A 24,892-nucleotide genomic window follows, 5' to 3' on the forward strand; every position below is an offset into this window, starting at 1 on the left:
ACTGGACGTACCGACTTATTCGTAGTGCTGACCGTAACTATCCGGCGCCAGATCCTCGAAACGGGTGTACTTGCCGATGAATGCCATATGGACGGTACCGATCGGGCCGTTACGCTGCTTGCCGATGATCAGCTCCGCCAACCCCTTGTTGTCGGGATTGTCGGTATTGTAAACCTCGTCACGATAGACGAAGGCGATGACATCGGCATCCTGCTCGATGGCACCCGACTCACGCAGATCCGACATTACGGGCCGCTTGTTGGGACGCTGCTCCAGTGATCGGTTGAGCTGGGACAGCGACACCACCGGGCAGTTGAACTCCTTCGCGATGCCCTTCAGCGATCGCGAAATCTCGGAGATCTCTGCGGTACGATTCTCGGAAAGCCCCGGCACCTGCATCAGCTGCAGGTAGTCGATCATCACCAGACCGATATTGCCGTGCTCGCGAGCGATTCGGCGCACGCGGGAGCGCAATTCGTTGGGGGACAGCGCCGGAGTGTCGTCGATGAACAGCTGGCGATCCTTGAGCAGGTTGACCGCCGAGGTCAACCGCGGCCAGTCCTCGTCCTCGAGCTGGCCGGTTCGAACGCGTGTCTGATCGATCCTGCCCAGGGAAGAGAGCATGCGCAGCATCAATGACTCGGCGGGCATCTCCATCGAGAAGACGATGACCGGCTTGTCATTGGAGACGACGGCATGTTCGACCAGATTCATGGCGAACGTCGTCTTGCCCATCGACGGGCGCCCGGCGATGATCACCAGGTCCGACGGCTGCAGACCCGATGTCATGTCGTCCAGATCGCGGAACCCGGTAGAGATCCCGGTCATCTGGCCCTTCATGTTGAACAGCTCGTCGATCCGATCGACGGCCTTGGTCAGCAGCTGGCTCATGCCGATGGGGCCACCGAACTTGGGCCGGGACTCGCTGATCTGGAATACCAGCCGTTCGGCTTCGTTGACCAGCTCGTCCGGCAGCCGCCCTTCCGGCGAATAGGCGCTGTCGGCGATCTGGCGCGAGGCCTGGATCAGCTTGCGCAACGTCGCCCGCTCGCGAACGATATCGGCATAGGCGCGGATATTGCTTGCAGAGGGCGTATTGCGTGCCAGTTCCGCCAGATAGGCGAGCCCGCCTACGCTTTCGAGCTGATCCCGGCGTTCGAGCGCTTCCGACAGGGTCACGACATCGAGCGGATGTGCGCTCTCGGCCAGCTCCGCCATCGCATTGAACGTCAACCGGTGCTCGTGGCGGTAGAAGTCGTCTGCCACCAGACGTTCCGACACCGTATCCCAGCTGCTGTTGTCGAGCATCAGCCCGCCCAGTACCGACTGCTCCGCCTCGAGCGAGTGCGGCGGTACCTTCAGCTGCGCGGTTTCCTGATCGTTGTCGACGCGTTGGTTCATGCTTGGCGTTCACCTATGTCATCTTGCGCTGAATGATCGTGCGCTGGACAAGCGAAATTGGTCTGGGCCTATTCTACCTAGGGCCTGTTGCCGTTTCATGCCCGCCTTAAGGTGGCGCGGCAAATGGCGCCATGCGGCGCGGCAACGCAGTTCACGCTGAAATAGCAACAGACCCTGGCCGGTCGCGGCCATCGCCACGCCGGCAGATCACGAAAAAGGCACGCAGGGCGTGAGCCCTGCGTGCCTTGAGCCAGACGTCAATCGACGATAGCAGTCGAGATTTTACTCGGCTACGACCACGACACGAACGCTGGAAGTGACTTCGGCGTGCAGCTGCAGCGCGATGTCGTATTCGCCAGTCTGACGAAGCGGGCCTTCCGGCATGCGAACTTCGCTCTTGGCGACTTCGATACCGGCCTGTGCCATGGCTTCGGCCAGATCGCGCGGACCGATGGAACCGAACAGCTTGCCTTCGTCACCCGCCTTGGCGACCAGAGACAGCTCGATTTCGGCGAGCTGAGCGGCGCGTGTTTCGGCCTGAGCCTTGCGCTCGGCAGCCTGGGCTTCGAGCTCGGCGCGCTGCGCTTCGAACGCTTCGACGTTGTCTTTGGTTGCCGGTACGGCCAGGCCGTAGGGAACCAGGTAATTACGGCCGTAACCGGGCTTGACGGTGACCTTGTCACCCAGATCGCCCAGCTTGCCGATGTTATCGAGCAGAATGACTTCCATTCTCGTGAACCTCTCGTCAATCACTGCGTGTCAGACGACCGCGAAAATCCGCGAAGGTATCTACCAACGCCAACAGCAGTACAATCAGAATCGTGGGCCAGGTGGTCAACAGCAAGGCATAGAAGCCTACCAGCCAGAACCCGCTCATTCCCTTCAAACCGATAAACCCATGTACCAGCGCCACACCGGCGACCAGTAACGGCACCCAAGCCAGCAGGCTGGCAGCGGGGACGGCCAGCACTACACCCAGTACCATCAGCGCGATCAGCAGCAGGAGCTGCTTCCGCGAGAGCCTCAGCGCGTGAAACTCTTCGCGGAACCCGCCCGGATTGTAGAGCCCGGCCTGCCAGCTACGAGCCAATGCCAGGCAGGCAATGCCGGCGAGCAATACCACCAGGCCGGTCGCGCCGCCGATCACCAGCGCTGCCATCATTTCGGTATCGACGCCCTGCGCCGATAGCTGATCCAGCATGCGGGCAACCTCTGACGAGCTTTGGCGAAGCTCCGTCAGCAGCGATCCGGTGCCGCCCGCCGGGAGAAAGATCCCCAGCTGGACCATCACCATGCAGACCACGCTGCCGACGATCAGGGCTTCCGCCCAGCGCATGCGCGATCGCAGTACCGTCGCCATCAGCGTTACCAGCAGAATGCTGGCCAGCGGCACCGCGTCGCCCTGCACCCACCACCAGCCGGCAGGCAGCGCCGCTGCGATCAGTACCGGTGCTGCGGTCGTCATGCCTCGACGCAGCGTGACGAGCCCCGCCACGGCAGCGCTGAACCAGAATAGCCAAGGCACCAGCGCTGTCAGTGCGGCTGCCGCAACGGCCTGCGGCGTACCGCGCATGATCCAACGGGCCAGTACCAGCATGATGCCTCGCTGTGGTTTACCGAAACCTGGGTTTACCGGAACCCGGGTTTACCGATCAAGGATATCGAATCAGGGTTTACTGGTGGCTGTCGGAGTACGGCAGCAGCGCCAGGTAACGCGCCCGCTTGATAGCGGTGGACAGCTGACGCTGGTAGCGTGCCTGGGTACCCGTAATACGGCTCGGAACGATCTTGCCGGTTTCGGTGACGTAGGCCTTCAGCGTATCGATGTCTTTGTAGTCGATGTACTTCACGCCTTCGGCGGTGAAGCGGCAGAACTTACGGCGACGGAAAAAACGTGCCATGAGAGTCTCTCCTTAGCGAAATCGGATCAGTTGGTTTCTGCGGCAGTTTCGGAACGCTCGGGGCGCTCGGAACGCTCACGATCGCCACGCTCGGAGGACTTGTCGTCACGGCGACGGCTCTTTTCTTCAGCCGGCTTCATCATCGGCGAGGCTTCGGTCACGGCCTCTTTGCTGCGCACGATCATGCTGCGGATGATGGCATCGTTGAAGCGGAAGATGTTCTCGATCTCGTCGAGGGTCTCGCCGCTGCATTCGATGTTCATCAGCACGTAATGTGCCTTGTGGATCTTGTTGATCGGGTAAGCCAGGTGACGGCGACCCCAGTCTTCGAGACGATGCACGGTGCCACCGTTTTCGGTCACGAGGCTGGTGTAGCGCTCGACCATGGCGGGAACCTGCTCGCTCTGGTCCGGATGGACCATGAACACGATTTCATAATGACGCATGTTAGCTCCTTTCGGTTTGGCAGCTTCCGCGCGGTGCCGATCATCAATAGAGGGCCACCACGAGAAGCAAGGAGTCGATACCGGATTGCGGTACTCGACCGCATCTATATCCGAATATTCAGACCAATTGGCGCTCTATCCCGGCGCTTCCGAGCCGTCAGGCGAGCCTGGCGCATCAGGCACTCCGGAACAGAACCGCATTCCATGAGCATAGCCTGCCCATAGAACCGCGCAATTGTAGAGACAGGGGCCACCGGGTGCAAGTTTAACCGGCGGCAACGAGCCCGCGCTGGCGGACGGCTTCGAACAGGCAAATCCCGGTGGCAACCGAAACATTGAGACTGGAAACCCCACCCTGCATCGGCAATTTGACCAGGCCGTCGCAGGCTTCGCGAGTCAGGCGGCGCAGGCCCTTGCCTTCCGCGCCCATCACCAGCGCACAGGGCACGGTGAAATCGGCGTCATAGACGAGCGCATCGGCCTCGCCGGCGGTGCCGGTGATCCAGACGCCCTGCTGCTTGAGCTTCTCCATGCAGCGCGCCAGGTTGGTGACCTGAAACACCGGCACGAGTTCGGCCGCGCCACAGGCCACCTTGCGTACGGTGGCGTTCAGCGGTGCAGACTTGTCCTTGGGCACGATCACGCCATTGACGCCGGCAGCATCGGCACTGCGCAGACAAGCGCCCAGGTTGTGCGGGTCAGTGACGCCATCGAGAATCAGCAGCAGAGGGGGCTTGTCCGCCAGCCATTGCTCGAGACGCCACCACAAGGTAGTTTCGCTCTCCGCGACCAGCGGTTCGCAGAACCCGATCACCCCCTGATGGGCGGCCTGGTTGGAAATCCCGTCCAGTGTTTCTCGCGTCACCCGCTTCAAATCACAGCCCGCCGCGTGAGCCAGCTGTAAAAGGGCTTCCAGGCGGTGCTCGGCGTGCCCTTGCTGAATCCACAGCACCTTGGGCGGCTGGCCCCGTTCGAACGACGCCCGAACGGCATGTACGCCATAGACCGGCTCCAGCCCGTCTGGAGTGCGGGGACGTTCCCCCGTTCTGGCCGATTGACGCCGGTTCGCTGAACGACTCATGGCATCACCCACCTTGGACCATCCGGTGCGCCTCTAACGATCGACGTGCTCATCGCTTGCCTCGACGCTGACGCGGGCCACGAGACCGGCGCTTGGGCGCACCGCCCTCTTCGTTGCCGGCAGAGGCGCCCTGACGCTCGCTTTTGCCGGGGCGATTCTTGCCCGACGACTTCCTGGCCGGGGCAGCGCTGTCGCCGGCTCCGCCACCGGGCTTGTGGCTGCGTGGCGTGCGGTGATGACGCGGTGTCGCGTCGGCCAGATCGAAATCGATCTTGCGGTCGTCGAGGTCCACCCGCGCCACGCGAACGGTCACGCCGTCGCCCAGGCGATAGGCCACGCCGCTGCGCTCGCCCTTGAGGCGGTGTTTCTCGGCTTCGTAGTGATAGTAGTCGGATGGCAGGGAGGTGACGTGCACCAGCCCTTCCACGTAGACGTCGTCGAGGCGCACGAAAATTCCGAACTGCGTCACCGAGGCGATCGTGCCTTCGTAGACCTCGCCGACCTTGTCCGAGAGGAACTCGCACTTCAGCCAGTCGGTCACGTCACGGGTCGCCTCGTCGGCGCGGCGCTCGGTCATCGAGCAGTGCTCGCCTAGCTCGATCATCTGCTCGAAGGTATACGGGCACCAGGTGGAGGGTTTTTCCACTGGCGCACCCTCGGCACGCAGCACGGTCTGGGTCTGACGCGGTCCCCGGATGACGGAACGGATCGCACGATGGACCAGCAGATCGGGATAGCGGCGGATCGGCGAGGTGAAATGCGCATAGGCCTGATAGGCGAGCCCGAAGTGCCCGTCGTTCTGCGGCGAATAGACGGCCTGGCTCATCGAACGCAGCATCACGGTCTGGATGATGTCGAAATCCGGGCGATCCTGGATCACCTCTCGCAGCGCCTGATAGTCCTTGGGCGTCGGCTCGTCGCCGCCACCCAGGGTCAGGCCCAGCTCACCCAGGAACACGCGCAGGTTCTCCAGTCGCTCCGAGGCTGGCGACTGGTGAACACGATAGAGCGCGGGCAGGTCATGCTTGTCGAGGAAGCGAGCCGTGGCCACGTTGGCGGCCAGCATGCACTCCTCGATCAGCTTGTGGGCGTCGTTGCGGGTGCGCGGAACGATCTTCTCGATCTTGCGCTCGTCGTTGAAGACGATCTGCGTTTCGGTGGTATCGAAGTCGATGGCGCCACGCACTTCCCGCGCCTTGCGCAGCACCTTGTAGAGCGCGTGCAAATTCTCGAGCGACGGCACCAGCTCGCGATACTGCTCGCGTAGCGCCACTCCCTCTTCGCTGTCCGGCTCCTCCAGCATGGTGCCGACCTGGTTGTAGGTCAGCCGCGCATGAGACTGGATCACCGCCTCGTAGAACTTGTAGCGGCTGATCGTGCCGTTCTGCGAAATGTTCATCTCGCAGACCATGGTCAGGCGATCGACGTGCGGATTGAGCGAACAGAGCCCGTTGGAGAGCAGCTCCGGCAGCATCGGCACGACCTGCCCGGGAAAATAGACGGAATTGCCGCGAATGTGGGCCTCGTTATCCAGCGCACTGCCGCCACGGACGTAATGGGAAACATCGGCAATCGCCACGACCAGTTTCCAGCTCCCGGATTTCGTCTTCCAGGCACAGACGGCGTCGTCGAAATCCTTGGCGTCTTCGCCGTCGATGGTTACCAGCGGCATCTCGCGCAGGTCGATGCGCGCTACCTTGTCCTCTTCCTTCACTTCGGCCGACATGCCAGCGATCTGATGCTCCACTTCCGGCGGGAACTCTGCCGGGATATCGTGGGAACGAATCGCGATATCGATCTCGAGACCGGGGTCCATCCTCTCCCCCAGGATCTCCACCACCTCGCCGACCGGCTGCTTGCGGGTTTCCGGCTGCTGGGTGATGCGCACCGACACGATCTGGCCGTCTCTTGCCCCACCGCTGACGCTGTGCGGGATGATCACTTCCTGGTTGATGCGGGAATTTTCCGGTATCAGCACGGCGAATTCCGAAGTGTTCTGACGGAACACGCCAACCAGCGTCTGGGTATTGCGCGCCAGCACTTCGGCGATGGTGCCTTCGGCGCGGCCACGACGATCCTGACCACTGATGCGTGCCAGCACCACGTCGCCATCGAAGACGCGGCGCATCTGGCGCGGCGGCAACACCAGGTCGGGCTTGACGCCATCATGGCGAATCAGAAAGCCCATGCCGTCCCGGTGGCCCTGCACCCGGCCCTTGATCAGATCGAGCTTGTCGATCAGGGCATAGGCGCCCTTGCGGTCCCTGAGGATCTGACCGTCGCGCTCCATGGCGGCCAGGCGCCGACGCACGGCTTCCAGCTGGTTCTCGTCCTCGAGCCCCAGCATGGCGCTCATGTTTTCATGAGTAATCGGCTTGCCGTACTCCTCCAGACGCGACAACAGGTATTCGCGACTGGGCACGGGGTTATCGTATTTCTGGGTTTCGCGAGCCGCGTGCGGATCATCGTTCAACGTCCAATGAGTCATGCAACCATCATCCTTGCGTTGAGCCAGCGGGGCCTGGGTTGTAGAGAATAGTCACGCGGCGGGCGGCCTGGGCCGTTCGATTTTTTGGGATTCATGCCCCAAGTATAGCGGCCACGTCTGCTCGACCCAACCATGCACTGTCCAACGTGACCAATTGCCGTGCCGACGGCGCGTATCGCCGCAACACCAGGTGATGCCGGAGCGAAACAGATACCGCACACGAGAGGCTTGCATTCGGACACAGAGTCGGTATTATGCATCGCGCCTTGGCCCAGATGGCGGAATTGGTAGACGCGCTAGCTTCAGGTGCTAGTGTCCTTACGGACGTGGAGGTTCAAGTCCTCTTCTGGGCACCATCGCTTACGGTGGGGATTTCGGGAATGAAAATTCGCGAAAGCCATGCATTCAAGGCCGGATAAGCCCGGATGGCGGAATTGGTAGACGCGCTAGCTTCAGGTGCTAGTGTCCTTACGGACGTGGAGGTTCAAGTCCTCTTCCGGGCACCATCCAGACTGCAGTATCAGATTTGCATGACACGCCCAGGTGGCGGAATTGGTAGACGCGCTAGCTTCAGGTGCTAGTGTCCTTACGGACGTGGAGGTTCAAGTCCTCTCCTGGGCACCATGTGTCATGTGATCGTTTCCTCGCGACACTCTGCTTCATCCTCTTGTCATTGTTTCTGCCTCTCCCGTTCTCTAGCTTTTCCCGTTTTTCAACGCCCTCCTGTTTCATCAACACCTTTCTGTTTCATCAACGCTCGGCATCAAGACGCAGGCTCGACGACGCCCACGGACGTTACTGATAACGCCCCGGACGTGTCGAAACGGCCTCCAGCCCCCAACCGGCGGTCTCTACGCGCCCTTCCATTCGACGCTCGACGGAGTCGGCCAGTTGCGGGAAGAAATCGAGCCCGGTACGCGCCTCGAGTTCGTCGATGGTGATCAGGAAACGGTCCAGCGGCTCGTTGCCGGCCACGTTCTGGGGCATGAAAAACGCCAGCGCCCGCGGCGTTTGATCGGGAACGACCACTATCTTGTAGAAGCCCACGGGGATCTGGGTAAAGCCCACCCGATGCAGCAGTTGATCATCGAAGACTGGCCCGGTAATGACCCACACGCGACCGAAACGCGGCACGAAGTCATCGATGACGGCTTCTTCCAGGCGTTGCCACAGCTGCCGATTGAGCTTGGGCCGTTGCGGGGTGATGTTGGTCATCAGGAAGCTGGCCAGCTGCGCATCGCGGCCGTGAACGACCGACATCGCATAATTCGGCGCCAGATGCCCCCGATCGTAGCCACTATGGGTGTAGTCATCACTGCTGATCGGCCACAGGCTACGCCAGTCGGACTCGAAGCGATCGGGCCGCGGCTGACTATGGGGGTCATCGACACGATTCAGGACATAGCCCGCCCACAACGCCTCGCCCCGCACGTCCGACCACCCCACCAGGAAGCCGTCGTTGCGCAGCACACGGTTCCAGCCCCGCCAGTCGTTCCATTGCCACTCGGGCACGCCCATCCAGCTTAGCCGGTCGCGAACATCGCCTTCCTGCCAGTACCACAGCCCGCTGATGACGACGACAAAAACAAGCCCTATCCGAGACGAGCGAGCCAACTGCCCCAGCAGCCCTCGCCTTCGACGACGCGCCACCGGAACTCAGAGGCCGACGGAGAACATGGCATCGAGATCGTGGCGCGAATGCACCTGCATGGCATTGAGCGTCTCGGTATCGCGAATCCCCTCGACGCTCATCAGGCGCTCGGTCACCAGCGTGGCCAGGGACTCGAAATCCCGCGTGCGGGCGATGGCGATCAGGTCATAGCGACCGCAGGTCGAATAGACTTCGCTGATTCCCTCCAGGTCGGCCAGCTGTTCGGCGACACCGCGAATCCGGCCCTTTTCAACATTGATCAGAATGACGGCGTTCTGCATTTCCCTCTCCCACCGAATCAGGCCCGCAACCGGCAGACCCATAACCAGAATGATAGCGATCGGGCGAGTATATCAGCTCTGCGACTGGGCATGCCGCACGGGCGTATTCACGCCGATTCTCGCGTCGGCTCGGGAATCGGCCATTGATAGCGGCGCACGATATCGCCTTCTTCCGTCGATTCGAGCTTGATGGGAAATCCCCACAGCTGGTGCAGATAGCGCATGACCGGAAACAGGCTCTGCCCCAGCGGACGCCGACGATCCTGCACATGGCGCAGCGTCAGCGATCGATCGCCACGAATGTCGGCTTCCCAGACCTGGATGTTGGGCTCGCGAGCGGATAGCGCGTACTGCACGCTCAACGCCTCGCGGATCCGGCGATAGCCACGGTCGTCGTGAATCGCCTCGATCTGGAGGCTGTCGTCGCGGTCATCATCGACCAGGCTGAAGAGCTTGAGATCGCGAATCACCTTGGGCGACAGGAACTGCTGAATGAACGATTCGTCCTTGAAGTTCTGCATCGCGAAATGCAGCGTCTCCAGCCAGTCGCTGCCGGCAATGTCGGGGAACCACTCGCGGTCTTCTTCGGTCGGTGCCCGGCAGATGCGCTGGATATCGCTGAACATCGCGAATCCCAGCGCATACGGATTGATGCCGTTGAAATAAGGGCTGTCGAAACCCGGCTGGGTGATGACCGAGGTATGCGACTGCAGGAACTCGAGCATGATGCCCTCGTCGATCAGGCCGTCGTCATAAAGGCGGTTCATCAAGGTGTAGTGCCAGAACGTCGCCCAGCCCTCGTTCATTACCTGGGTCTGACGCTGCGGATAGAAATACTGGGCAAGCTTGCGCACGATACGCACGATCTCGCGCTGCCAGGGCTCCAGCAGCGGCGCATTCTTCTCGAGGAAATAGAGCAGGTTCTCCTGCGGCTCGCTGGGATAGCGACCGTGACGATGGAGCCCCAGCGGATCGTTCTCGTGATCATGCAGCGGCTCCTGGGCCAGCTCGCTCACTACCGGCGGAATCGTGCTCCAGAGTCGGTTGACCTGCGTCTGCAGATACGCCTCCCGCTCCTCCTGACGACGCGCTTCTTCATCGGCCGAAATCGGCGAAGGCCGCTTGTAGCGATCGACGCCGTAGTTCTGCAGGGCATGACAGGCATCGAGCAACTGCTCGACGGCCTCGACTCCGTGACGCTCTTCACACTTGGCCACATAACTGCGCGCAAAGACCAGGTAATCGACGATCGCCGAGGCATCGGTCCAGGTTCGGAACAGATAGTTGCCCTTGAAGAACGAATTGTGCCCGTAGCAGGCGTGCGCGATGACCAGCACCTGCATCATCAGCGAATTCTCTTCCATCAGATAGGCGATGCAGGGATCGGAATTGATCACCAGTTCGTAGGCCAGCCCCATCTGGCCACGACGGTAGGCCTGCTCCACCGACAGGAACTGCTTGCCGAACGACCAGTGGTGATAGCCGATCGGCATGCCCACGCTGGCGTAGGCATCCATCATCTGCTCGGAGGTAATGATCTCTATCTGGTTGGGATAGGTGTCCAACCGATACTCCCTGGCCAACTCGGCGATGGCACGCTCGTAGGACTCGAGCGCCTCGAAGTTCCAATCCGAGCCGGTGGCTATGGGCTTGCGTCGCGTCATCGTGGTTTCCTCGCTGCGTCCGTCCCATCCTGCTGCCCGCGATATCGATGTCAGCCTTGCGCACGCTGCCGAAAGAGCTCGCGGAAGACCGGATAGATATCTTCCGCCTGAACGATCTGCTGCATGGCGAAGCGCTCGGGATAGGCCGCCCGCACCGTATCGTAGGCCTCCCACAGCGCCTGGTGGGCATGAGGCGTGATCTCCACGTAGGTGAAGTACTGCAACTTGCGCATCAACGATTCATTGAGCAGCTCGAGACAGGTCGACGAGTCGTCATCCCAGTTGTCGCCGTCGCTGGCCTGGGCCACGTAGAGATTCCACTGTTCGGGCGCGTAGCGCGCCTCGATGATGCTGTTGACCAGCGTCAGGGCACTGGAGACGATCGTGCCGCCAGTCTCCCGCGAATAGAAGAACTCCTCTTCGTCGACCTCCTTGGCCACGGTGTGGTGGCGCACGAACACCAGCTCGACCTTCTCGTAATTGCGTTCGAGAAACAGATAGAGCAGCAGGAAGAAGCGCTTGCCGATATCCTTGTGCGCCTGGGTCATCGAGCCGGAGACGTCCATGATGCAGAACATCACGGCCTGGTTCGATGGCATCGGCTGATGCGTGAGGTGGTTGTAGCGCAGGTCGTAGGTATCCAGGAACGGAATCGACGCGATCCGCTTCTCCAGCCGGGTGATTTCGGATTTCAGCTCATCGATACGCGCCGGATTGCGCAACACCGGGTCCTTGCGCTCTTCGATGTCGAGCGCCTCCTGGGCCTCGCGCAGCGCTCGTTTCAATGGCGCCCGCATGCCGATACGCCGGGCCTGGGCCTCGCGCATCGAACGCACGATATTGATGCGCGCCGGCACGCCCTCCTTGGAGATGCCTGCCCTTACCGGCCGGGTCTCCTCCAGGACCTGCAGCTGCTTGCGCTCCAGATGCGGCAGCTCCAGGCCATCGAAGACGAAATCGAGAAACTCTTCTCGTGACAGCGAGAACACGAACTCGTCCATGCCCTCGCCCTGATTCCCTGCCTGACCCTCGCCACTGCCGCCACCACCGCCTCCGCCCCCGGGGCGGCGCAATCGATCTCCCTCGGCAAACTCCTTGTTTCCCGGACTCACAACCGTACGCCGGCCACCCGGCCCATGTTGAAACGAAGGCTCGGAGATATCCTTGGTGGGAATCGAGACTTTTTCGCCGCGCTCCATATCGGTGATCGAGCGCCGATTCACCGACTCTTCCACGGCGCGCTTGATGTGGGAACGATAGCGCTGCAAGAACCGTTGACGATTGACCGCACTCTTGTGGCGTGCGTTGGGGCGTCGATCGATGAAGTAACTCATGGCACCTCCCGCAGACTGGCTGCGATAGCGGCCATCCGAGAATGGCCTTCAGCCTCGGGGAGCGCGGCCCGACTCGCAGCCGCCGCTCCTGCTGACATCAACTAACCACGCGCTAGTGCGACTTGCGCACCCGCAGATACCATTCGGAGAGCAGGCGCACCTGCTTTTCGGTGTAGCCGCGCTGCACCATGCGATCGACGAAATCCTCGTGCTTGCGCTGATCCGACGCCGACGCCTTGGCATTGAACGAGATGACCGGCAGCAACTCCTCGGTATTGGCGAACATCTTGTGCTCGATCACGCCGCGGAGCTTCTCGTAGGACTGCCAGCTCGGGTTCATGCCGTTGTTGTGGGCGCGGGCGCGCAGCACGAAATTGACGACCTCGTGGCGGAAGTCCTTGGGGTTGGAGATCCCGGCGGGCTTCTCGATCTTCTCGAGATCCTCGTTGAGCGACTGCCGGTCGAACAGCTCGCCGGTCTCCGGATCGCGATACTCCTGGTCCTGGATCCAGAAGTCGGCGTAGGTCACGTAGCGGTCGAAGATGTTCTGGCCGTACTCGGTATAGGACTCGAGATACGCAGTCTGGATCTCCTTGCCGATGAAATCGACGTAGCGTGGCGCCAAGTACTCCTTGATGAACCGCAGGTAGCGCTCGTGGACCTCCTTGGGCAACTGTTCGCGTTCCAGCGCCTGCTCCAGCACGTAAAGCAGATGCACCGGGTTGGCGGCGATCTCGTGGGCATCGAAGTTGAACACCTTGGAGAGGATCTTGAAGGCGAAACGCGTGGAGAGTCCGTTCATGCCTTCATCGACCCCGGCCGCGTCACGGTACTCCTGGATCGACTTGGCCTTGGGATCGGTATCCTTCAGGTTCTCGCCATCGTAGACCCGCATCTTCGAATAGATGCTTGAGTTTTCCGGCTCCTTGAGCCGCGACAGCACCGAAAACTGCGCCAGCATGCGCAGCGTATCCGGCGCGCAGGGGGCTTCGTTGAGCGACGAATGCTCCAGCAGCTTCTGATAGATCTTGATCTCTTCGGAAACGCGCAGGCAGTAAGGCACCTTGACGATATAGACGCGGTCGAGAAATGCCTCGTTGTTGCGGTTGTTACGGAACTGCTGCCACTCGCTCTCGTTGGAGTGAGCCATGATAATGCCATCGAAGGGAATCGCCCCCATGCCCTCGGTAGGGTTGTAGTTCCCCTCCTGAGTGGCCGTGAGCAGCGGATGCAGCACCTTGATCGGCGCCTTGAACATCTCGACGAACTCCATCAGCCCCTGGTTGGCCTTGCACAGGCCGCCGGAGAAGCTGTAGGCATCCGGATCGTCCTGGGAATAGAGCTCCAGCTGACGGATATCGACCTTGCCCACCAGAGACGAGATATCCTGATTGTTCTCGTCGCCCGGCTCGGTCTTGGACACCGCAATCTGATTGAGTCGCGACGGATGCAGACGCACCACGCGGAACTGCGACAGATCGCCGCCGTACTCCTTGAGGCGCTTGGCGGCCCAGGGCGACATCGGCCCCCGCAGATGGCGCTGCGGAATGTTGTATTCCTTCTCGAGCAACTCGCCATCCTCTTCCGGCGAGAACAGCCCGAGCGGCGACTCGTAGACCGGCGAATCCTTGATCGCGTAGAACGGCACACGCTCCATGAGCAGCTTGAGGCGCTCGGCCAGCGACGACTTGCCGCCACCGACCGGGCCCAGCAGGTAGAGAATCTGCTTGCGCTCCTCGAGCCCCTGAGCCGCATGCCGGAAGTAGGCAACGATCTGTTCGATCGCCTCTTCCATGCCATAGAACTCGGCAAAGGCGGGATAGCGGCGAATGACCTTGTTGGAAAAAATACGGGAAAGGCGAGGATCCTTGGCCGTGTCGATCGCTTCCGGTTCCCCGATGGCACTCAGCATCCGCTCGGCGGCGTTGGCGTAGACACGGGGATCCTTCCGGCACAGCTCTAGATATTCCTGCAGGCTCATTTCTTCCTGTTGAACCTGTTCGTAACGGCTCTGCACGTGATCGAAGATGCTCATGGAAGCCTCCTGGTCATGACCCCCAACCGCGCAGGACGGATGCCCTGCCAGCCGGGCTAGCTGACTAACAGCATAGACAGATGCACGAAGCGTCGGGCAGACCCGTTTCGCGAGTCTTTTCAACGCAGCGTCGGAACACACGCTTTAGAACACGCTACCACGATCCGGTTTCGATGCACGGGGAATTTTGCGCCGATAAAACGCGCCGCATCGCGCGGTTTTCGGTAACTCACAGAAAAATCACGACAAAATTCTTTTGCGAATCGAGCAAGGAGAAAAAGACGGGAAAACCGGCGCCCGAGCCCTCAGGGCGCCGGCCTGCATCAGGGCGCGTCGAAAGCGGCCCGGGCGTCGGCCAATAGCTGGTCGAGCAGCTCTGACGTGGTATTCCAGGAGCACACGAATCGCGCACCGCCAGCGCCGATGAAGGTGTAGAAGGTCCAGCCCTTGGCGCGCAATTGCGAAATGACCGGCTCGGGCAGGCTGACGAAGACGCTGTTGGCCTGCGTCGGAAACATCAGCGAAGCACCGGGTAGCGCGGCCAGCCCGTCGGCGAGATAACGCGCCATGGCATTGGCATGATCGGCATTGCTTTTCCAGGCGCCGGACTCGAGCAGCCCCAGCCAAGGGGCGGCGATGAAGCGCATCTTGGATGCCAGCTGTCCCGCCTGCTTGCAGCGGTAGGCGAAGTCCTCGGCCAGTTCCTTGTTGAAGAACAGGATCGCCTCGCCCATCGGCAAGCCGTTCTTGGTACCGGAGAAACAGAGCACGTCGACACCGGCCTGCCAGGTCAGCTCTGCCGGAGACGCCTCCAAGGCACTGCAGGCATTGGCGAAGCGCGCCCCGTCCATGTGAACACGCAGGTCGTACTTGTCCGCGACGGTGCGGATCGCCAGCAGCTCCTCGCGGGAGTAGACGGTGCCCACCTCGGTGGCCTGGGTGATCGAGACGACCCGCGGCTTGGGATAGTGAATGTCGTTACGCTTCACCACCAGCCGCTCGATGCCTTCGGGCGTCAGCTTGCCATCTTCGCCGGGGCTGGTCAGCAGCTTGGAGCCGTTGGAAAAGAACTCCGGCCCGCCGCACTCGTCGGTCTCGATATGAGCCAGTTCGTGACAGATCACGCTGTGATAGCTCTGGCCCAGCGCCGCCAGCGACAGCGAGTTGGCGGCGGTGCCGTTGAAGACGAAGAAGACGTCACAGTCATAATCGAACAGTTCGCGGAAGCGGTCTGCGGCGCGGTGGGTCCAGGCATCGTTGCCGTAAGCGAGATCATCGCTGGCATTCGCCCGGATCAAGTAATCGAGGGCTTCCGGGCAGATGCCGGAGGTGTTATCGCTCGCCAGATAGCGAGGGCTACAATCGGATGTCATCTGGGGGTCCTTGTACGATCCCTCCATCGAGAAAAAGCGACCAAGGCCGATCACGGCACGAGAGTCTGCGTTTTCTGAGGGTCAGGCATGGCGGTCACGAGACACGGCAGCCTGAATAACAAGAAGCGCAACCCGGGGAGCGACGGGGTCGCCGTCGCACGGCTCGCGCTCACTGGTGAAATTCCAGTCTAACACCTGTCTTCCACGCTCGGCAGCGCACGAGCACTCGCCACTCACGCTGACTCAACGCAACCGGCCCCAGCTCATAGACTCGCCGCCAGTCGCACGCCCTGCTCGATGGCACGCTTGGCATCGAGCTCAGCAGCCAGATCGGCACCGCCGATTCGATGAGCCCTCACGCCGCTTGCGACCAGCGCCTCATGAAGTGTCTGCTGCGACTCCTGACCCGCACAGACCACGATATTGTCGACCGCCAATAGCCTGGCCTCCCCGTTGACGCTGACATGCAATCCATCATCGTCAATATGCTGATAGATGCAGCCCGACAACGTTTCGACCCGGCGCGCCCGCAGCGCGGCACGATGAACCCAGCCGGTGGTCACGCCAAGCCCTTCGCCCGGCTTGCCGGCCTTTCGCTGTAGCAGCGTGATCTGGCGCGGCACCGCTGGCGGCACCCGCGGCTTCAGCCCGCCAGCGGTAGCCACCGACAGGTCAACGCCCCACTCGTCGCACCAGCGCTCGACGTCCTCGGCAGGCGAGTCCGCATGGGCCAGCAGTTCGGCCACATCGAAACCGATCCCGCCGGCACCGATGATCGCCACTCGTCGCCCCACTCGCTCGGGATGCTGGATCGCCACGGGATAGGGCAGCACGCTGGGGTGATCGATGCCTTCGATCTCGAGCTCGCGAGGCTTGACGCCAGTAGCGATGACAACCTCGTCGAAGCCCCGCAATTGCTGAACATCGGCCTGGGTATCGAGACACAATTCCACGCCGCGCAGCGTCAGCTGAGTGGTGAAATAGCGCAAAGTCTCGGCGAACTCCTCCTTTCCCGGGATCCGCTGCGCCAACCGGAACTGGCCGCCAATCCTTGAATCACGCTCGAACAGCGTGACCCGATGCCCACGCTCGGCGCAGGCAACGGCGGCAGCCAGCCCGGCCGGGCCGGCTCCCACCACGGCGATCCGTCTGGGCGTATCGGTCGGTGTCAGCGTCAGCTCGGTTTCGTGGCAAGCGCGCGGATTGACCAGGCAGGAAGTCAGCTTGCCCTTGAAGGTGTGATCGAGACAGGCCTGATTGCAGGCGATACAGGTGTTGATCTCGTCGACCCGGCCCTGCTCGGCCTTGCTCATCCACGCCGGATCGGCCAGGAAGGGACGCGCCATCGACACCAGATCGGCATGCCCTTCGGCCAGCACCGCCTCCGCCACCGCCGGCATGTTGATACGATTGGTCGCGATCAGCGGTATCGAAATCGCCTCGCGTACCGCCCGGCTGACGGGAACGAACGCCGCACGCGGCACACTGGTGACGATGGTCGGCACCCGCGCCTCATGCCAACCGATGCCGCTGTTGATCATGTCCGCCCCGGCGCCTTCTATCGCCTGCGCCAGCGCCACGATCTCCTCTCGGGTACTGCCCTCCTCGACCAGATCGATCATCGACAGTCGAAAGATCAGCAGGAAATCCGTGCCGCAGGCTTCGCGAATCCGTCGCACGATCTCGATCGCGAAGCGCCGGCGCCCCGCGCTATCGCCGCCCCAGGCGTCATCGCGATGGTTGGTACGGCGGCAAAGGAACTGATTGATCAGGTAACCTTCCGAACCCATGATCTCGACGCCGTCGTACCCGGCGGCCTGGGCCAGCCTGGCGCAGCGGACGAAGTCGTCGATCTGCCGCTCGACCTCGTCGCCCTTCAGCGCACGTGGCGTGAAACGGTTGATCGGCGCGGCGATCGCCGAGGGCGCGACCAGATCCGGCGAATAGGCGTAGCGGCCCGCATGCAGTATCTGCAGGCAGACATGAGCGCCGTGGGCGTGAACCGTTTCCACGACGGGACGATGCCGCTCGACCTCGGCGCGATCGGTGAGCTTGGCTGCGCCCTGGAAGACCGCCCCTTCCGCATTGGGCGCGATGCCGCCGGTAACGATCAAGCCGACACCATGACGCGCCCGTTCCGCATAGAACGCCGCCAGACGCTCGAAGCCGTTCGGCACTTCTTCCAGATTGGTATGCATCGACCCCATCACCACGCGATTGCGCAGTGTCAACGAGCCGACTTGCAGAGGGCGAAAGAGATGGGGAAAACGCGTCACGGTCGGATCCACTCATGTCGGGGCGCTTACCGCCGATAGCGGCTTTCAAACGCACGTATGAACATCAGTGTAACGAAAACGCCGACGGGAACCATTCCACCAAAGCGGTATCAAGGTGCGGCCGAGGACGAGCAGCGCTGAGCCGAACGGAACAAGACAAGGCAAAACAAGACAGATCGATAAAATACGAGCGAGGCTGGGGCACGAAGACTATCGAATGGCGCGAAGACCGCCGAATGGCGTGAAAACATCGAATGAGTCACGCGTCGGCTTGACGACATCGCAACAGCGGGGAAAACGGCGAGGAGATGATCGGAACAGAAGACGTCGATGGCGGACCGGACGGGACTCGAACCCGCGACCTCCGGCGTGACAGGCCGGCATTCTAACCAGCTGAACTACCGGTCCGCTGTGGTGGGTGGTACAGGACTCGAACCTGTGACCCCCAGCATGTGAGGCTGGTGCTCTAACCAGCTGAGCTAACCACCCAGACGTCAAACAATTCGATACAACAAGCACCAGCAATGCGAAGTATGGCGGACCGGACGGGACTCGAACCCGCGACCTCCGGCGTGACAGGCCGGCATTCTAACCAGCTGAACTACCGGTCCACTCGATGCATCGGGGTATGAGTCGAAACGCAGACCAACGATACCAACTACGCGACTAGCGGGTGACATTGCATGCCTTTGGGGCTTGTCAATGTCGATGGAAATGGCGGACCGGACGGGACTCGAACCCGCGACCTCCGGCGTGACAGGCCGGCATTCTAACCAACTGAACTACCGGTCCGCATTTTCCAATTGCTTCTTGCAACACGTGATCCCGAGCATTACGAAAACGTAATGGTGGGTGGTACAGGGTTCGAACCTGTGACCCCCAGCTTGTAAGGCTGGTGCTCTCCCAACTGAGCTAACCACCCGTGGTCACGTGGCGCTGCATTCTACCTGTGACCGGTCGAAAGTCAACAGCTTTTCACATCACTATTTTCCATCCGGATCATTCACTTGCGCTCAGCCGCCGCGCCACGTGGCCGATAGCCTCGTCGATCAATGTCGACTGCGTCTGCGCGTGGCGTTTGGGCGGCTTCCAATCGTGGTCTCCGCCCTCCAGGAAGTGGCACTCCGTCTGTGCCGGCAGATCGTATCCCTCTACCTCGTCACGTCGCCCGAACGGGTCGCGCGTCCCCTGGAGCAACAGCAGCGGGCAACGAATCTCCGGCCAGTGATCGAGTCGCAGGCGCGCGGGCTTGCCGGGGGGATGAAACGGATAACCACACAGGACCAGCCCCGCCACCTCGACTTGCGTGGCCAGCAGGCTGGCGACCCTGCCTCCCATGGACTTGCCGCCGACCCACAGCGGCGTCTCGCCATCCAGCGCCAGCAACGCCCGACGCCATTCGGCCAGCTCCGCCACCAGTCTTTCGATCCTGGGCGGCGGCCGTCGCTTGCCCTCCTTGCGCATGGTCGCCATGTAATCGAACTCCAGCGCCACGACCTGAATGCCGCGTGTGGCCAACTGCTGGCGCAACCGGACCAGAAACGGGGAATCGTGCCCGGCCCCTGCCCCGTGACAGAGCATCAGGCGCGCACGCCTCGCCTCTCCTTCGACGACGAATCCGCCCAGGGCGGCCTCATGGTGCGCGCCGTCGCCCGCTGCCAGCGCTGCACGTAATGCTTCGCTATCCTGAGTCTCGAGTGATGGAACTGCGGCCGTTCCGGTCATCGTGCCCCCTTGTCGATCGGTTCCGGCAGATCATGCCGTTTCGGCCGGTGCCAGCGAGGAATCGGTGAGGCCTCGCGGCAAGCCCGACGATGCCCCAGCATTCCCATGCGGCCTCTTTTTTGCGTAGGATGACAAAACCTGATCAATCGGTCAGGTTTTCTGGTCGTGCTCATTTCGCATGACAGGTTTGTCAGGATACGTCGTTCAACGACGCATTCCTTGATGACAACAAGCCAACGACAACAAGCTAACGACAACAACCAGGACATTCCCATGACGCTGAACGTTCTCGTCATCGGCGCCGGCATGGGCGGGCTCACCGCCGCCCTGGCGCTCCAGAAGGCAGGCCATCAGGTCGAGGTCATCGACCGCGTCGCCGAGCTTCGCCCGGTGGGCGCAGCCATCTCGGTCTGGTCCAACGGCGTCAAGGTGCTCAAGGCCCTGGGATTGGGCGATGCCGTCGAGCAGGCCAGCGGGCGCATGGACGACATGGCCTATTTCACCAAGGACGGCCAGCCCCTGACCCATTTCAGCCTGCAGCCGCTCTATGACCAGGTGGGACAGCGTGCCTGCCCCATCGCGCGGGCGTCGCTCCAGCAGCTGCTGCTGGATGCCGTGGGGTCGGACAACGTCACGCTCGGTCTGGCCTGTACCGATTACCGCTGCGACGACAGCGGCGTGGAAGCCACCCTCTCCGACGGTTCGACGCGCCGGGCCGACCTGATCGTGATCGCCGACGGCACGCACTCCCGATTGCGCGAACGGGCGCTTGGCCATGCCGTGGAGCGTCGCTACTGCGGCTACGTCAACTGGAACGTGCGGGTCGCCGCCACGCCCGATCTCGCCCCGCTCGACCAGTGGGTGCAGTACGTCGGCGACCATCAGCGCGTCTCGATGATGCCGATGAGCGGCGAAGGCGCCTCGCCCGAGTTCTATTGTTTCTTCGACGTCCCGCTGCCCGCCGGCACGACCAACGACCCCGCCAGCTATCGTGACGAGCTCGCACGGCATTTCGCCGGCTGGGCACCGCCGGTTCAGCGGCTGATCGAACGCCTCGACCCCGCCGCGATGGCCCGCGTGGAGATTCACGACATCGAACCGCTGGAGACGTTGATCGGCGAACGTGCCGCCATTCTCGGCGACGCGGCGCACGGCATGGCGCCGGATCTGGGCCAGGGGGGCTGTCAGGCGATGGAAGACGCCTGGGTGCTGGCTCGCGCCCTCGATGATGCCGATGGCGACATTCCCGCCGCCCTGCAAGCCTACGACCGTGCCCGCGTCCAGCGCGTCGGCAGTATCGTCACGCGCGCACGCCAGCGTGCCGACACGACCCATGGCGCCGATCCCGCCAAGACACGCGCCTGGTACGCCGAACTGGCCGAAGAGGACGGCACCCACATCATGGGCGGAATGAGCAAGACGATACTTGGCGGTCCGCTGGCATGAATGCACAAGGCCCGCCGGAGATCACCTCCGGCGGGCCTTGTGGGCACCGTGTTCGCTCAGGCTTCGCGGGCGAGCAGATCGAAGGCATCGATCCGCGTTTTCTGCATCTGACGCTGCTTCGCCTCCAGCCCCTCGAAATCGAACAGGTCGCGATCCGCAAGCTGCGAGGGCGCGACGTTGGTCACCGCCTTGAACATGGTCTCGAGCCGCCCGGGATGCTTGATCTCCCACTCCGCCAGCATCTCCTTGACCACCTGACGCTGCAGGTTGGGCTGCGAGCCGCACAGGTTGCAGGGAATGATCGGGAACGCCATCTGGCGCGCGAACTCGGCGATATCGGCTTCGCGGCAGTAGGCCAGCGGGCGAATGACGATGTTCTTGCCATCGTCCGACAGCAGCTTGGGCGGCATCGCCTTGAGCGAACCGCCGAAGAACATGTTGAGGAACAGCGTCTCCAGAATGTCCTCGCGGTGGTGCCCGAGAGCCACCTTGGTCGCCCCGATCTCCTCGGCGAAGCCGTAGAGCGAGCCGCGACGCAGCCGCGAACAGAGCGCACAGGTGGTCTTGCCCTCCGGCGTCTTCTCCTTGACCACCGAATAGGTATCGCGCTCGAGGATGTGGTAGTTCACCCCCTTGGCATCCAGATATTCGGGCAGCACGTGTTCGGGAAAACCCGGCTGTTTCTGATCGAGATTGACCGCGACCAGTTCGAAATTGACCGGCGCGTTACGCTGCAGATTCATCAGAATCTCCAGCATGGTGTAAGAGTCCTTGCCGCCGGAAAGGCACACCATCACCTTGTCGCCCTCGTGGATCATCCCGTAATCGATGATCGCGTTGCCGACCTGACGGCGCAGGCGCTTCTGCAGCTTGTTGAACTCGTACTTCTGGGTAACGGTAGATGCTTGCATGGGTCGAACGACACATATGGGTATGAAGGCGCGCTCATGCTATCACTGCGCCCGGCGACTTGCGATGCGCCCTCGCTAACTTGTCGTCAGCGCGCCCTTCTTCAGGCGTATGTACATCAAGGCCGTGGTTGTCGCATCACCGAGGGCGGTGTGGCGACCCATCACCGGCACATTGAGCGCCTCGGCGACCGACTCGAAATTTACCGTCGGCTCCAGCTGCGGGCGCGTCCGATGCATCTCGCGCAGATAGAGCCGTGCCACGTCAAGGCATGCATTGGGTAGGCTGAAGCCGAACAGCGGCCGAAGCTGACGGTCGATCACCGCTCGGTCGTAATCGATGCACCAACCCAACAGCGGGCGATTGCCGATGAAATCGAGGAACTTTTCCAACGCCTCCCCCAGCTCGTCACCATCATTCAAGTCGACCCCGCGCATGCGATGGATCTTGATGGAATCACCGCGCAGGCTGGCCGGCGGCTGAAGGCGCAGATCCAGCGAGCCGCTGGTCAGCACGCGCTCGCCCTGAATGCGTACCGCAGCGATCGAAACCAGTTCGGCGGTCCTGGTATCGAGGCCGGTGGTCTCGCAGTCGATGGCCACCATCTCGTCACCGGTGTAGGGACTGAACAGCCAGCCATAGCGGCCATCCGCCTGGCGGCGGCGATCGGCCACACGGCGTAGCGAACGTATCATCGCAGTCCTCGTCAGTATTCGAGATGAAAACGGTGCGTCAGACGTTGCTGGAAATCCTTGACGATATGCAGCGCCTGGCGCAACAGGTCGCGCTCCAGCGACGACAGGGACTGAACCACGACCAGATTGGGTTCGTCGCTGTTCTGCCGTCCGTCGAGTTGGGCCAGCTGTTGCTTGAGGCGCAGTTCGATGAACAGCGCCAGCGCCTCGCCGAGATCCGCGGCAAAGTCCGCTTCCAGCCGTCCCTGTTCGGCAAGCGCCGCCAGCCGAGCCAGGGTCGATGTCTCGTTGATGCGACATTCCAGCGCCAGGGTGCGCACCCCGTGCACGATCGGGAAGATACCGCCTTTCTTGATGTCGATACCGTGCCTGGGCGTCTTGAGCGTGCCGAACAGGGTCAACGGCGCGGCGAAATGCAGCGCGGCCCGAGCAAAGTAGGAAAGCAGCAATTCATCGTGGGAGCAGCTGGCGAAGAGATGTTCGCGCACGCGATCCAGCAAACGAGTATCGCCGGCGACGCCACGGGCATCGAGCATGATGGCGAGATTCATCAGCGACGCGCCGTCACGGCGCTCGACCCAGCGCGTGATCGTCCTTCGCCAGCCGCTCTCGCTATCTACCCACGCAGGGTTCGAGACCATGATATTGCCCGGACAGGGCGGGTAGCCCAGCGTATACAGTGTCTCGGTGAAACGCTGCATGGCGATTTCGCGATCGGGCCAATCGCTTTCGTCGGTGACGATCAGCGCATTATCCTGATCGGTCTTGAGGATCTGCTCACCGCGTCCTTCGCTGCCCATTACCAATAGACAGCTCTGAGCGCGGTAGCGGGGGGCGACGAGAAGCTGATAGGCCTTGTCGACGATACGCCCGTTGAGCGCCGCCAGCAGATCCATGACGAAGCGGAGCTTGATCCCCTGGGCCATCAGCGCCTGGACCAGCTCCGGCAGCCGTGCGCTGGCGCGAGCCAGGGCCTCGAGATCGCCGGCCTGCTCGAGCTCGAGACTGACCATGTAGGAACGGCTCGAGAAATGGCTGAGCACATCGGTCAACTCCACCACGCCAACCGGCCGGTCCTGCTCGACCACCACCACCCTGGCTACCTGATGCCGGGTCATCTGCACCAGCGCTTCGAACAGATACTGATCGGGAGCGGCGGAAACCAGCTCGAAGTGAGCAATGGTGACCACCGGACGCGCCTGCGTCGCGCCTTCCATCACTAACGCATTGAGCAGATCGGTCTTGGTCACCACCCCGAAGCGACCGTCCTTGCCGACCAGCAAGCTGTCGGCATGGCTCTCGTTGAGCCGGTTGACCGCCGCGGCAATACTGGTGGTCGCCTCGACGATCAACGGCGCTCGCATGCAGGCGCTGACCCGAGCCAGCATGAAACCCGCCATGTTCACGCCACTTTCGGCGCGACGCTCGGCTAGCAGGCGGGTCTTCTGCGCCAGCCCGCGCTGGAAGAAGTCGGCGAAAGCCGGGTAATCGTCGCAAAGGTGCTCGAAGAGTGTCTTGGGCATCGCATAGCAGAGGCTTTCCTGCTCCACCTTGAAGCGATATCGGCTGGACCCTTTGAGAATGCTGATAGCACCGAACAGGTCGCCAGCCGTGTAATGGGCAATGCGCGCCTGATCGCTCGGCGCGTGGGGGTCGAGCTCCGCGACCTCTCCCTTGTGGATGATGTACACGAACTCGCCGGGCTGGCCGGCATCGAGAATGATCTCGCCGCGATTGAAGTAGAGCAGATCGACGCCACGAACGACACGCTCACGCCCGCTATCGTCGAGCAGCGTGAAAGGCGGCTGGGAAAGGTCCATATCGACCATCAGGCGGCTCCCGTCATCGCAATGGCACTCTTGCCGAGCACCCTGCCGCGAGCGGGCTCGAGGAAGGCATGCTCGAACTGTCGTATCATTTCAGCCACGAGAATTCACCCTTGAAAAAGCCCATGCAGCGATGCGCAGGCAGAGACGCAATCTACGGCGCTCTGCATACTCTTCCGATATCCTTCCGACACTCTACATTTAGCGATTTGTTTGCCAGCTCATTATAACTTAACGAATCTCCCATTTTTTATTGATCGTGAATTGTCACTTTTATAGCAAAGTAGAATATCTACACCCAGCCGAAATCAACGCCCCGCACTTTTGGCTAGACCATGGTCTTATAGACCTCAATCAAAA

At 61.9% G+C, this 24,892-nt stretch carries 19 protein-coding genes and 8 tRNA genes; 4 read left to right on the forward strand and 23 right to left on the reverse strand.

Features of this window, described 5'->3' with window-relative positions:
* Positions 1-15 precede the first annotated feature (15 nt).
* The 7 genes from dnaB to rnr form a co-directional block, all read right to left on the reverse strand.
* The gene (gene dnaB / locus R5R73_RS15625; protein WP_071231350.1) at positions 16-1,401 is read right to left on the reverse strand and encodes a replicative DNA helicase; all 1,386 of its coding nucleotides are present in this window, start codon (positions 1,399-1,401) and stop codon (positions 16-18) included.
* Between the two features lie 282 nt (positions 1,402-1,683).
* Positions 1,684-2,130: a 50S ribosomal protein L9 gene (rplI, locus tag R5R73_RS15630; protein ID WP_071231349.1), complete on the reverse strand. Its 447-nt coding sequence runs from the start codon at positions 2,128-2,130 to the stop codon at positions 1,684-1,686.
* A gap of 16 nt (positions 2,131-2,146) precedes the next feature.
* The gene (locus R5R73_RS15635; RefSeq protein WP_071231348.1) at positions 2,147-2,998 is read right to left on the reverse strand and encodes a hypothetical protein; all 852 of its coding nucleotides are present in this window, start codon (positions 2,996-2,998) and stop codon (positions 2,147-2,149) included.
* A gap of 76 nt (positions 2,999-3,074) precedes the next feature.
* The gene (gene rpsR, locus R5R73_RS15640; RefSeq protein WP_035472385.1) at positions 3,075-3,302 is read right to left on the reverse strand and encodes a 30S ribosomal protein S18; all 228 of its coding nucleotides are present in this window, start codon (positions 3,300-3,302) and stop codon (positions 3,075-3,077) included.
* Between the two features lie 26 nt (positions 3,303-3,328).
* Positions 3,329-3,748 carry a 30S ribosomal protein S6 gene (rpsF, locus tag R5R73_RS15645; RefSeq protein ID WP_071231347.1) on the reverse strand — a complete coding sequence of 140 codons (420 nt, stop codon included), beginning with the start codon at positions 3,746-3,748 and terminating at the stop codon, positions 3,329-3,331.
* Positions 3,749-4,013: 265 nt separating this feature from the next.
* The gene (gene rlmB, locus R5R73_RS15650; protein WP_322527990.1) at positions 4,014-4,829 is read right to left on the reverse strand and encodes a 23S rRNA (guanosine(2251)-2'-O)-methyltransferase RlmB; all 816 of its coding nucleotides are present in this window, start codon (positions 4,827-4,829) and stop codon (positions 4,014-4,016) included.
* A 49-nt stretch (positions 4,830-4,878) separates the two neighbouring features.
* Positions 4,879-7,317 (reverse strand): ribonuclease R, encoded by a 2,439-nt coding sequence (rnr, locus tag R5R73_RS15655; protein ID WP_322527991.1) that lies wholly within the window; start codon positions 7,315-7,317, stop codon positions 4,879-4,881.
* Positions 7,318-7,586: 269 nt separating this feature from the next.
* Here rnr and R5R73_RS15660 point away from each other — a divergent pair.
* The 3 genes from R5R73_RS15660 (at position 7,587) to R5R73_RS15670 (ending at position 7,941) form a co-directional block, all read left to right on the forward strand.
* Positions 7,587-7,673 (forward strand) — tRNA-Leu (locus R5R73_RS15660).
* Positions 7,674-7,736: 63 nt separating this feature from the next.
* Positions 7,737-7,823 (forward strand) — tRNA-Leu (locus R5R73_RS15665).
* A 31-nt stretch (positions 7,824-7,854) separates the two neighbouring features.
* Positions 7,855-7,941 (forward strand) — tRNA-Leu (locus R5R73_RS15670).
* 171 nt (positions 7,942-8,112) lie between these two features.
* Here R5R73_RS15670 and R5R73_RS15675 read toward each other — a convergent pair.
* The 13 genes from R5R73_RS15675 to R5R73_RS15735 all read right to left on the reverse strand — a co-directional run bounded on the left by R5R73_RS15675 (position 8,113) and on the right by R5R73_RS15735 (position 19,656).
* Positions 8,113-8,967 carry a DNA/RNA non-specific endonuclease gene (locus R5R73_RS15675; RefSeq protein WP_322527992.1) on the reverse strand — a complete coding sequence of 285 codons (855 nt, stop codon included), beginning with the start codon at positions 8,965-8,967 and terminating at the stop codon, positions 8,113-8,115.
* Between the two features lie 6 nt (positions 8,968-8,973).
* Complete coding sequence (locus tag R5R73_RS15680; RefSeq protein ID WP_071231344.1) at positions 8,974-9,249, reverse strand: Lrp/AsnC family transcriptional regulator; 276 nt, start codon at positions 9,247-9,249, stop codon at positions 8,974-8,976.
* 107 nt (positions 9,250-9,356) lie between these two features.
* The gene (locus R5R73_RS15685; protein WP_071231343.1) at positions 9,357-10,913 is read right to left on the reverse strand and encodes a SpoVR family protein; all 1,557 of its coding nucleotides are present in this window, start codon (positions 10,911-10,913) and stop codon (positions 9,357-9,359) included.
* A 50-nt stretch (positions 10,914-10,963) separates the two neighbouring features.
* On the reverse strand, positions 10,964-12,247 hold the full coding sequence (locus tag R5R73_RS15690) for a YeaH/YhbH family protein (protein ID WP_322527993.1): 1,284 nt from the start codon (positions 12,245-12,247) through the stop codon (positions 10,964-10,966).
* Between the two features lie 112 nt (positions 12,248-12,359).
* The gene (locus tag R5R73_RS15695; RefSeq protein ID WP_071231341.1) at positions 12,360-14,282 is read right to left on the reverse strand and encodes a PrkA family serine protein kinase; all 1,923 of its coding nucleotides are present in this window, start codon (positions 14,280-14,282) and stop codon (positions 12,360-12,362) included.
* Between the two features lie 323 nt (positions 14,283-14,605).
* Complete coding sequence (locus R5R73_RS15700; RefSeq protein ID WP_110635506.1) at positions 14,606-15,655, reverse strand: threonine aldolase family protein; 1,050 nt, start codon at positions 15,653-15,655, stop codon at positions 14,606-14,608.
* 263 nt (positions 15,656-15,918) lie between these two features.
* Complete coding sequence (locus R5R73_RS15705; RefSeq protein ID WP_322527994.1) at positions 15,919-17,931, reverse strand: NADPH-dependent 2,4-dienoyl-CoA reductase; 2,013 nt, start codon at positions 17,929-17,931, stop codon at positions 15,919-15,921.
* Between the two features lie 331 nt (positions 17,932-18,262).
* Positions 18,263-18,339: transfer RNA gene (locus tag R5R73_RS15710), tRNA-Asp, on the reverse strand.
* A gap of 4 nt (positions 18,340-18,343) precedes the next feature.
* Positions 18,344-18,420: transfer RNA gene (locus R5R73_RS15715), tRNA-Val, on the reverse strand.
* A gap of 45 nt (positions 18,421-18,465) precedes the next feature.
* A tRNA-Asp gene (locus R5R73_RS15720) sits at positions 18,466-18,542 on the reverse strand.
* 104 nt (positions 18,543-18,646) lie between these two features.
* Positions 18,647-18,723: transfer RNA gene (locus R5R73_RS15725), tRNA-Asp, on the reverse strand.
* A gap of 54 nt (positions 18,724-18,777) precedes the next feature.
* Positions 18,778-18,853: transfer RNA gene (locus tag R5R73_RS15730), tRNA-Val, on the reverse strand.
* 77 nt (positions 18,854-18,930) lie between these two features.
* Entirely contained in the window at positions 18,931-19,656 is a 726-nt protein-coding gene (locus R5R73_RS15735) for an alpha/beta family hydrolase (RefSeq protein WP_322527995.1), read from the reverse strand.
* Positions 19,657-19,929: 273 nt separating this feature from the next.
* Here R5R73_RS15735 and hpxO point away from each other — a divergent pair, with 273 nt between their 5' ends.
* On the forward strand, positions 19,930-21,102 hold the full coding sequence (gene hpxO / locus R5R73_RS15740) for an FAD-dependent urate hydroxylase HpxO (protein WP_322527996.1): 1,173 nt from the start codon (positions 19,930-19,932) through the stop codon (positions 21,100-21,102).
* A 56-nt stretch (positions 21,103-21,158) separates the two neighbouring features.
* On the opposite strand, the gene ttcA is transcribed toward hpxO, so the two are convergent.
* The 3 genes from ttcA to R5R73_RS15755 form a co-directional block, all read right to left on the reverse strand.
* A complete protein-coding gene (gene ttcA, locus R5R73_RS15745) occupies positions 21,159-22,013 on the reverse strand; it encodes a tRNA 2-thiocytidine(32) synthetase TtcA (RefSeq protein ID WP_322527997.1) in 855 nt (284 codons plus the stop codon).
* A 75-nt stretch (positions 22,014-22,088) separates the two neighbouring features.
* Positions 22,089-22,706 carry a 3'-5' exonuclease gene (locus tag R5R73_RS15750; RefSeq protein WP_110635494.1) on the reverse strand — a complete coding sequence of 206 codons (618 nt, stop codon included), beginning with the start codon at positions 22,704-22,706 and terminating at the stop codon, positions 22,089-22,091.
* Positions 22,707-22,717: 11 nt separating this feature from the next.
* Entirely contained in the window at positions 22,718-24,535 is a 1,818-nt protein-coding gene (locus R5R73_RS15755) for a putative nucleotidyltransferase substrate binding domain-containing protein (RefSeq protein ID WP_322527998.1), read from the reverse strand.
* Positions 24,536-24,892: the final 357 nt, after the last annotated feature.

It is taken from the genome of Salinicola sp. LHM (assembly GCF_034479735.1).
Classification (GTDB): Bacteria; Pseudomonadota; Gammaproteobacteria; order Pseudomonadales; family Halomonadaceae; genus Salinicola; species Salinicola salarius.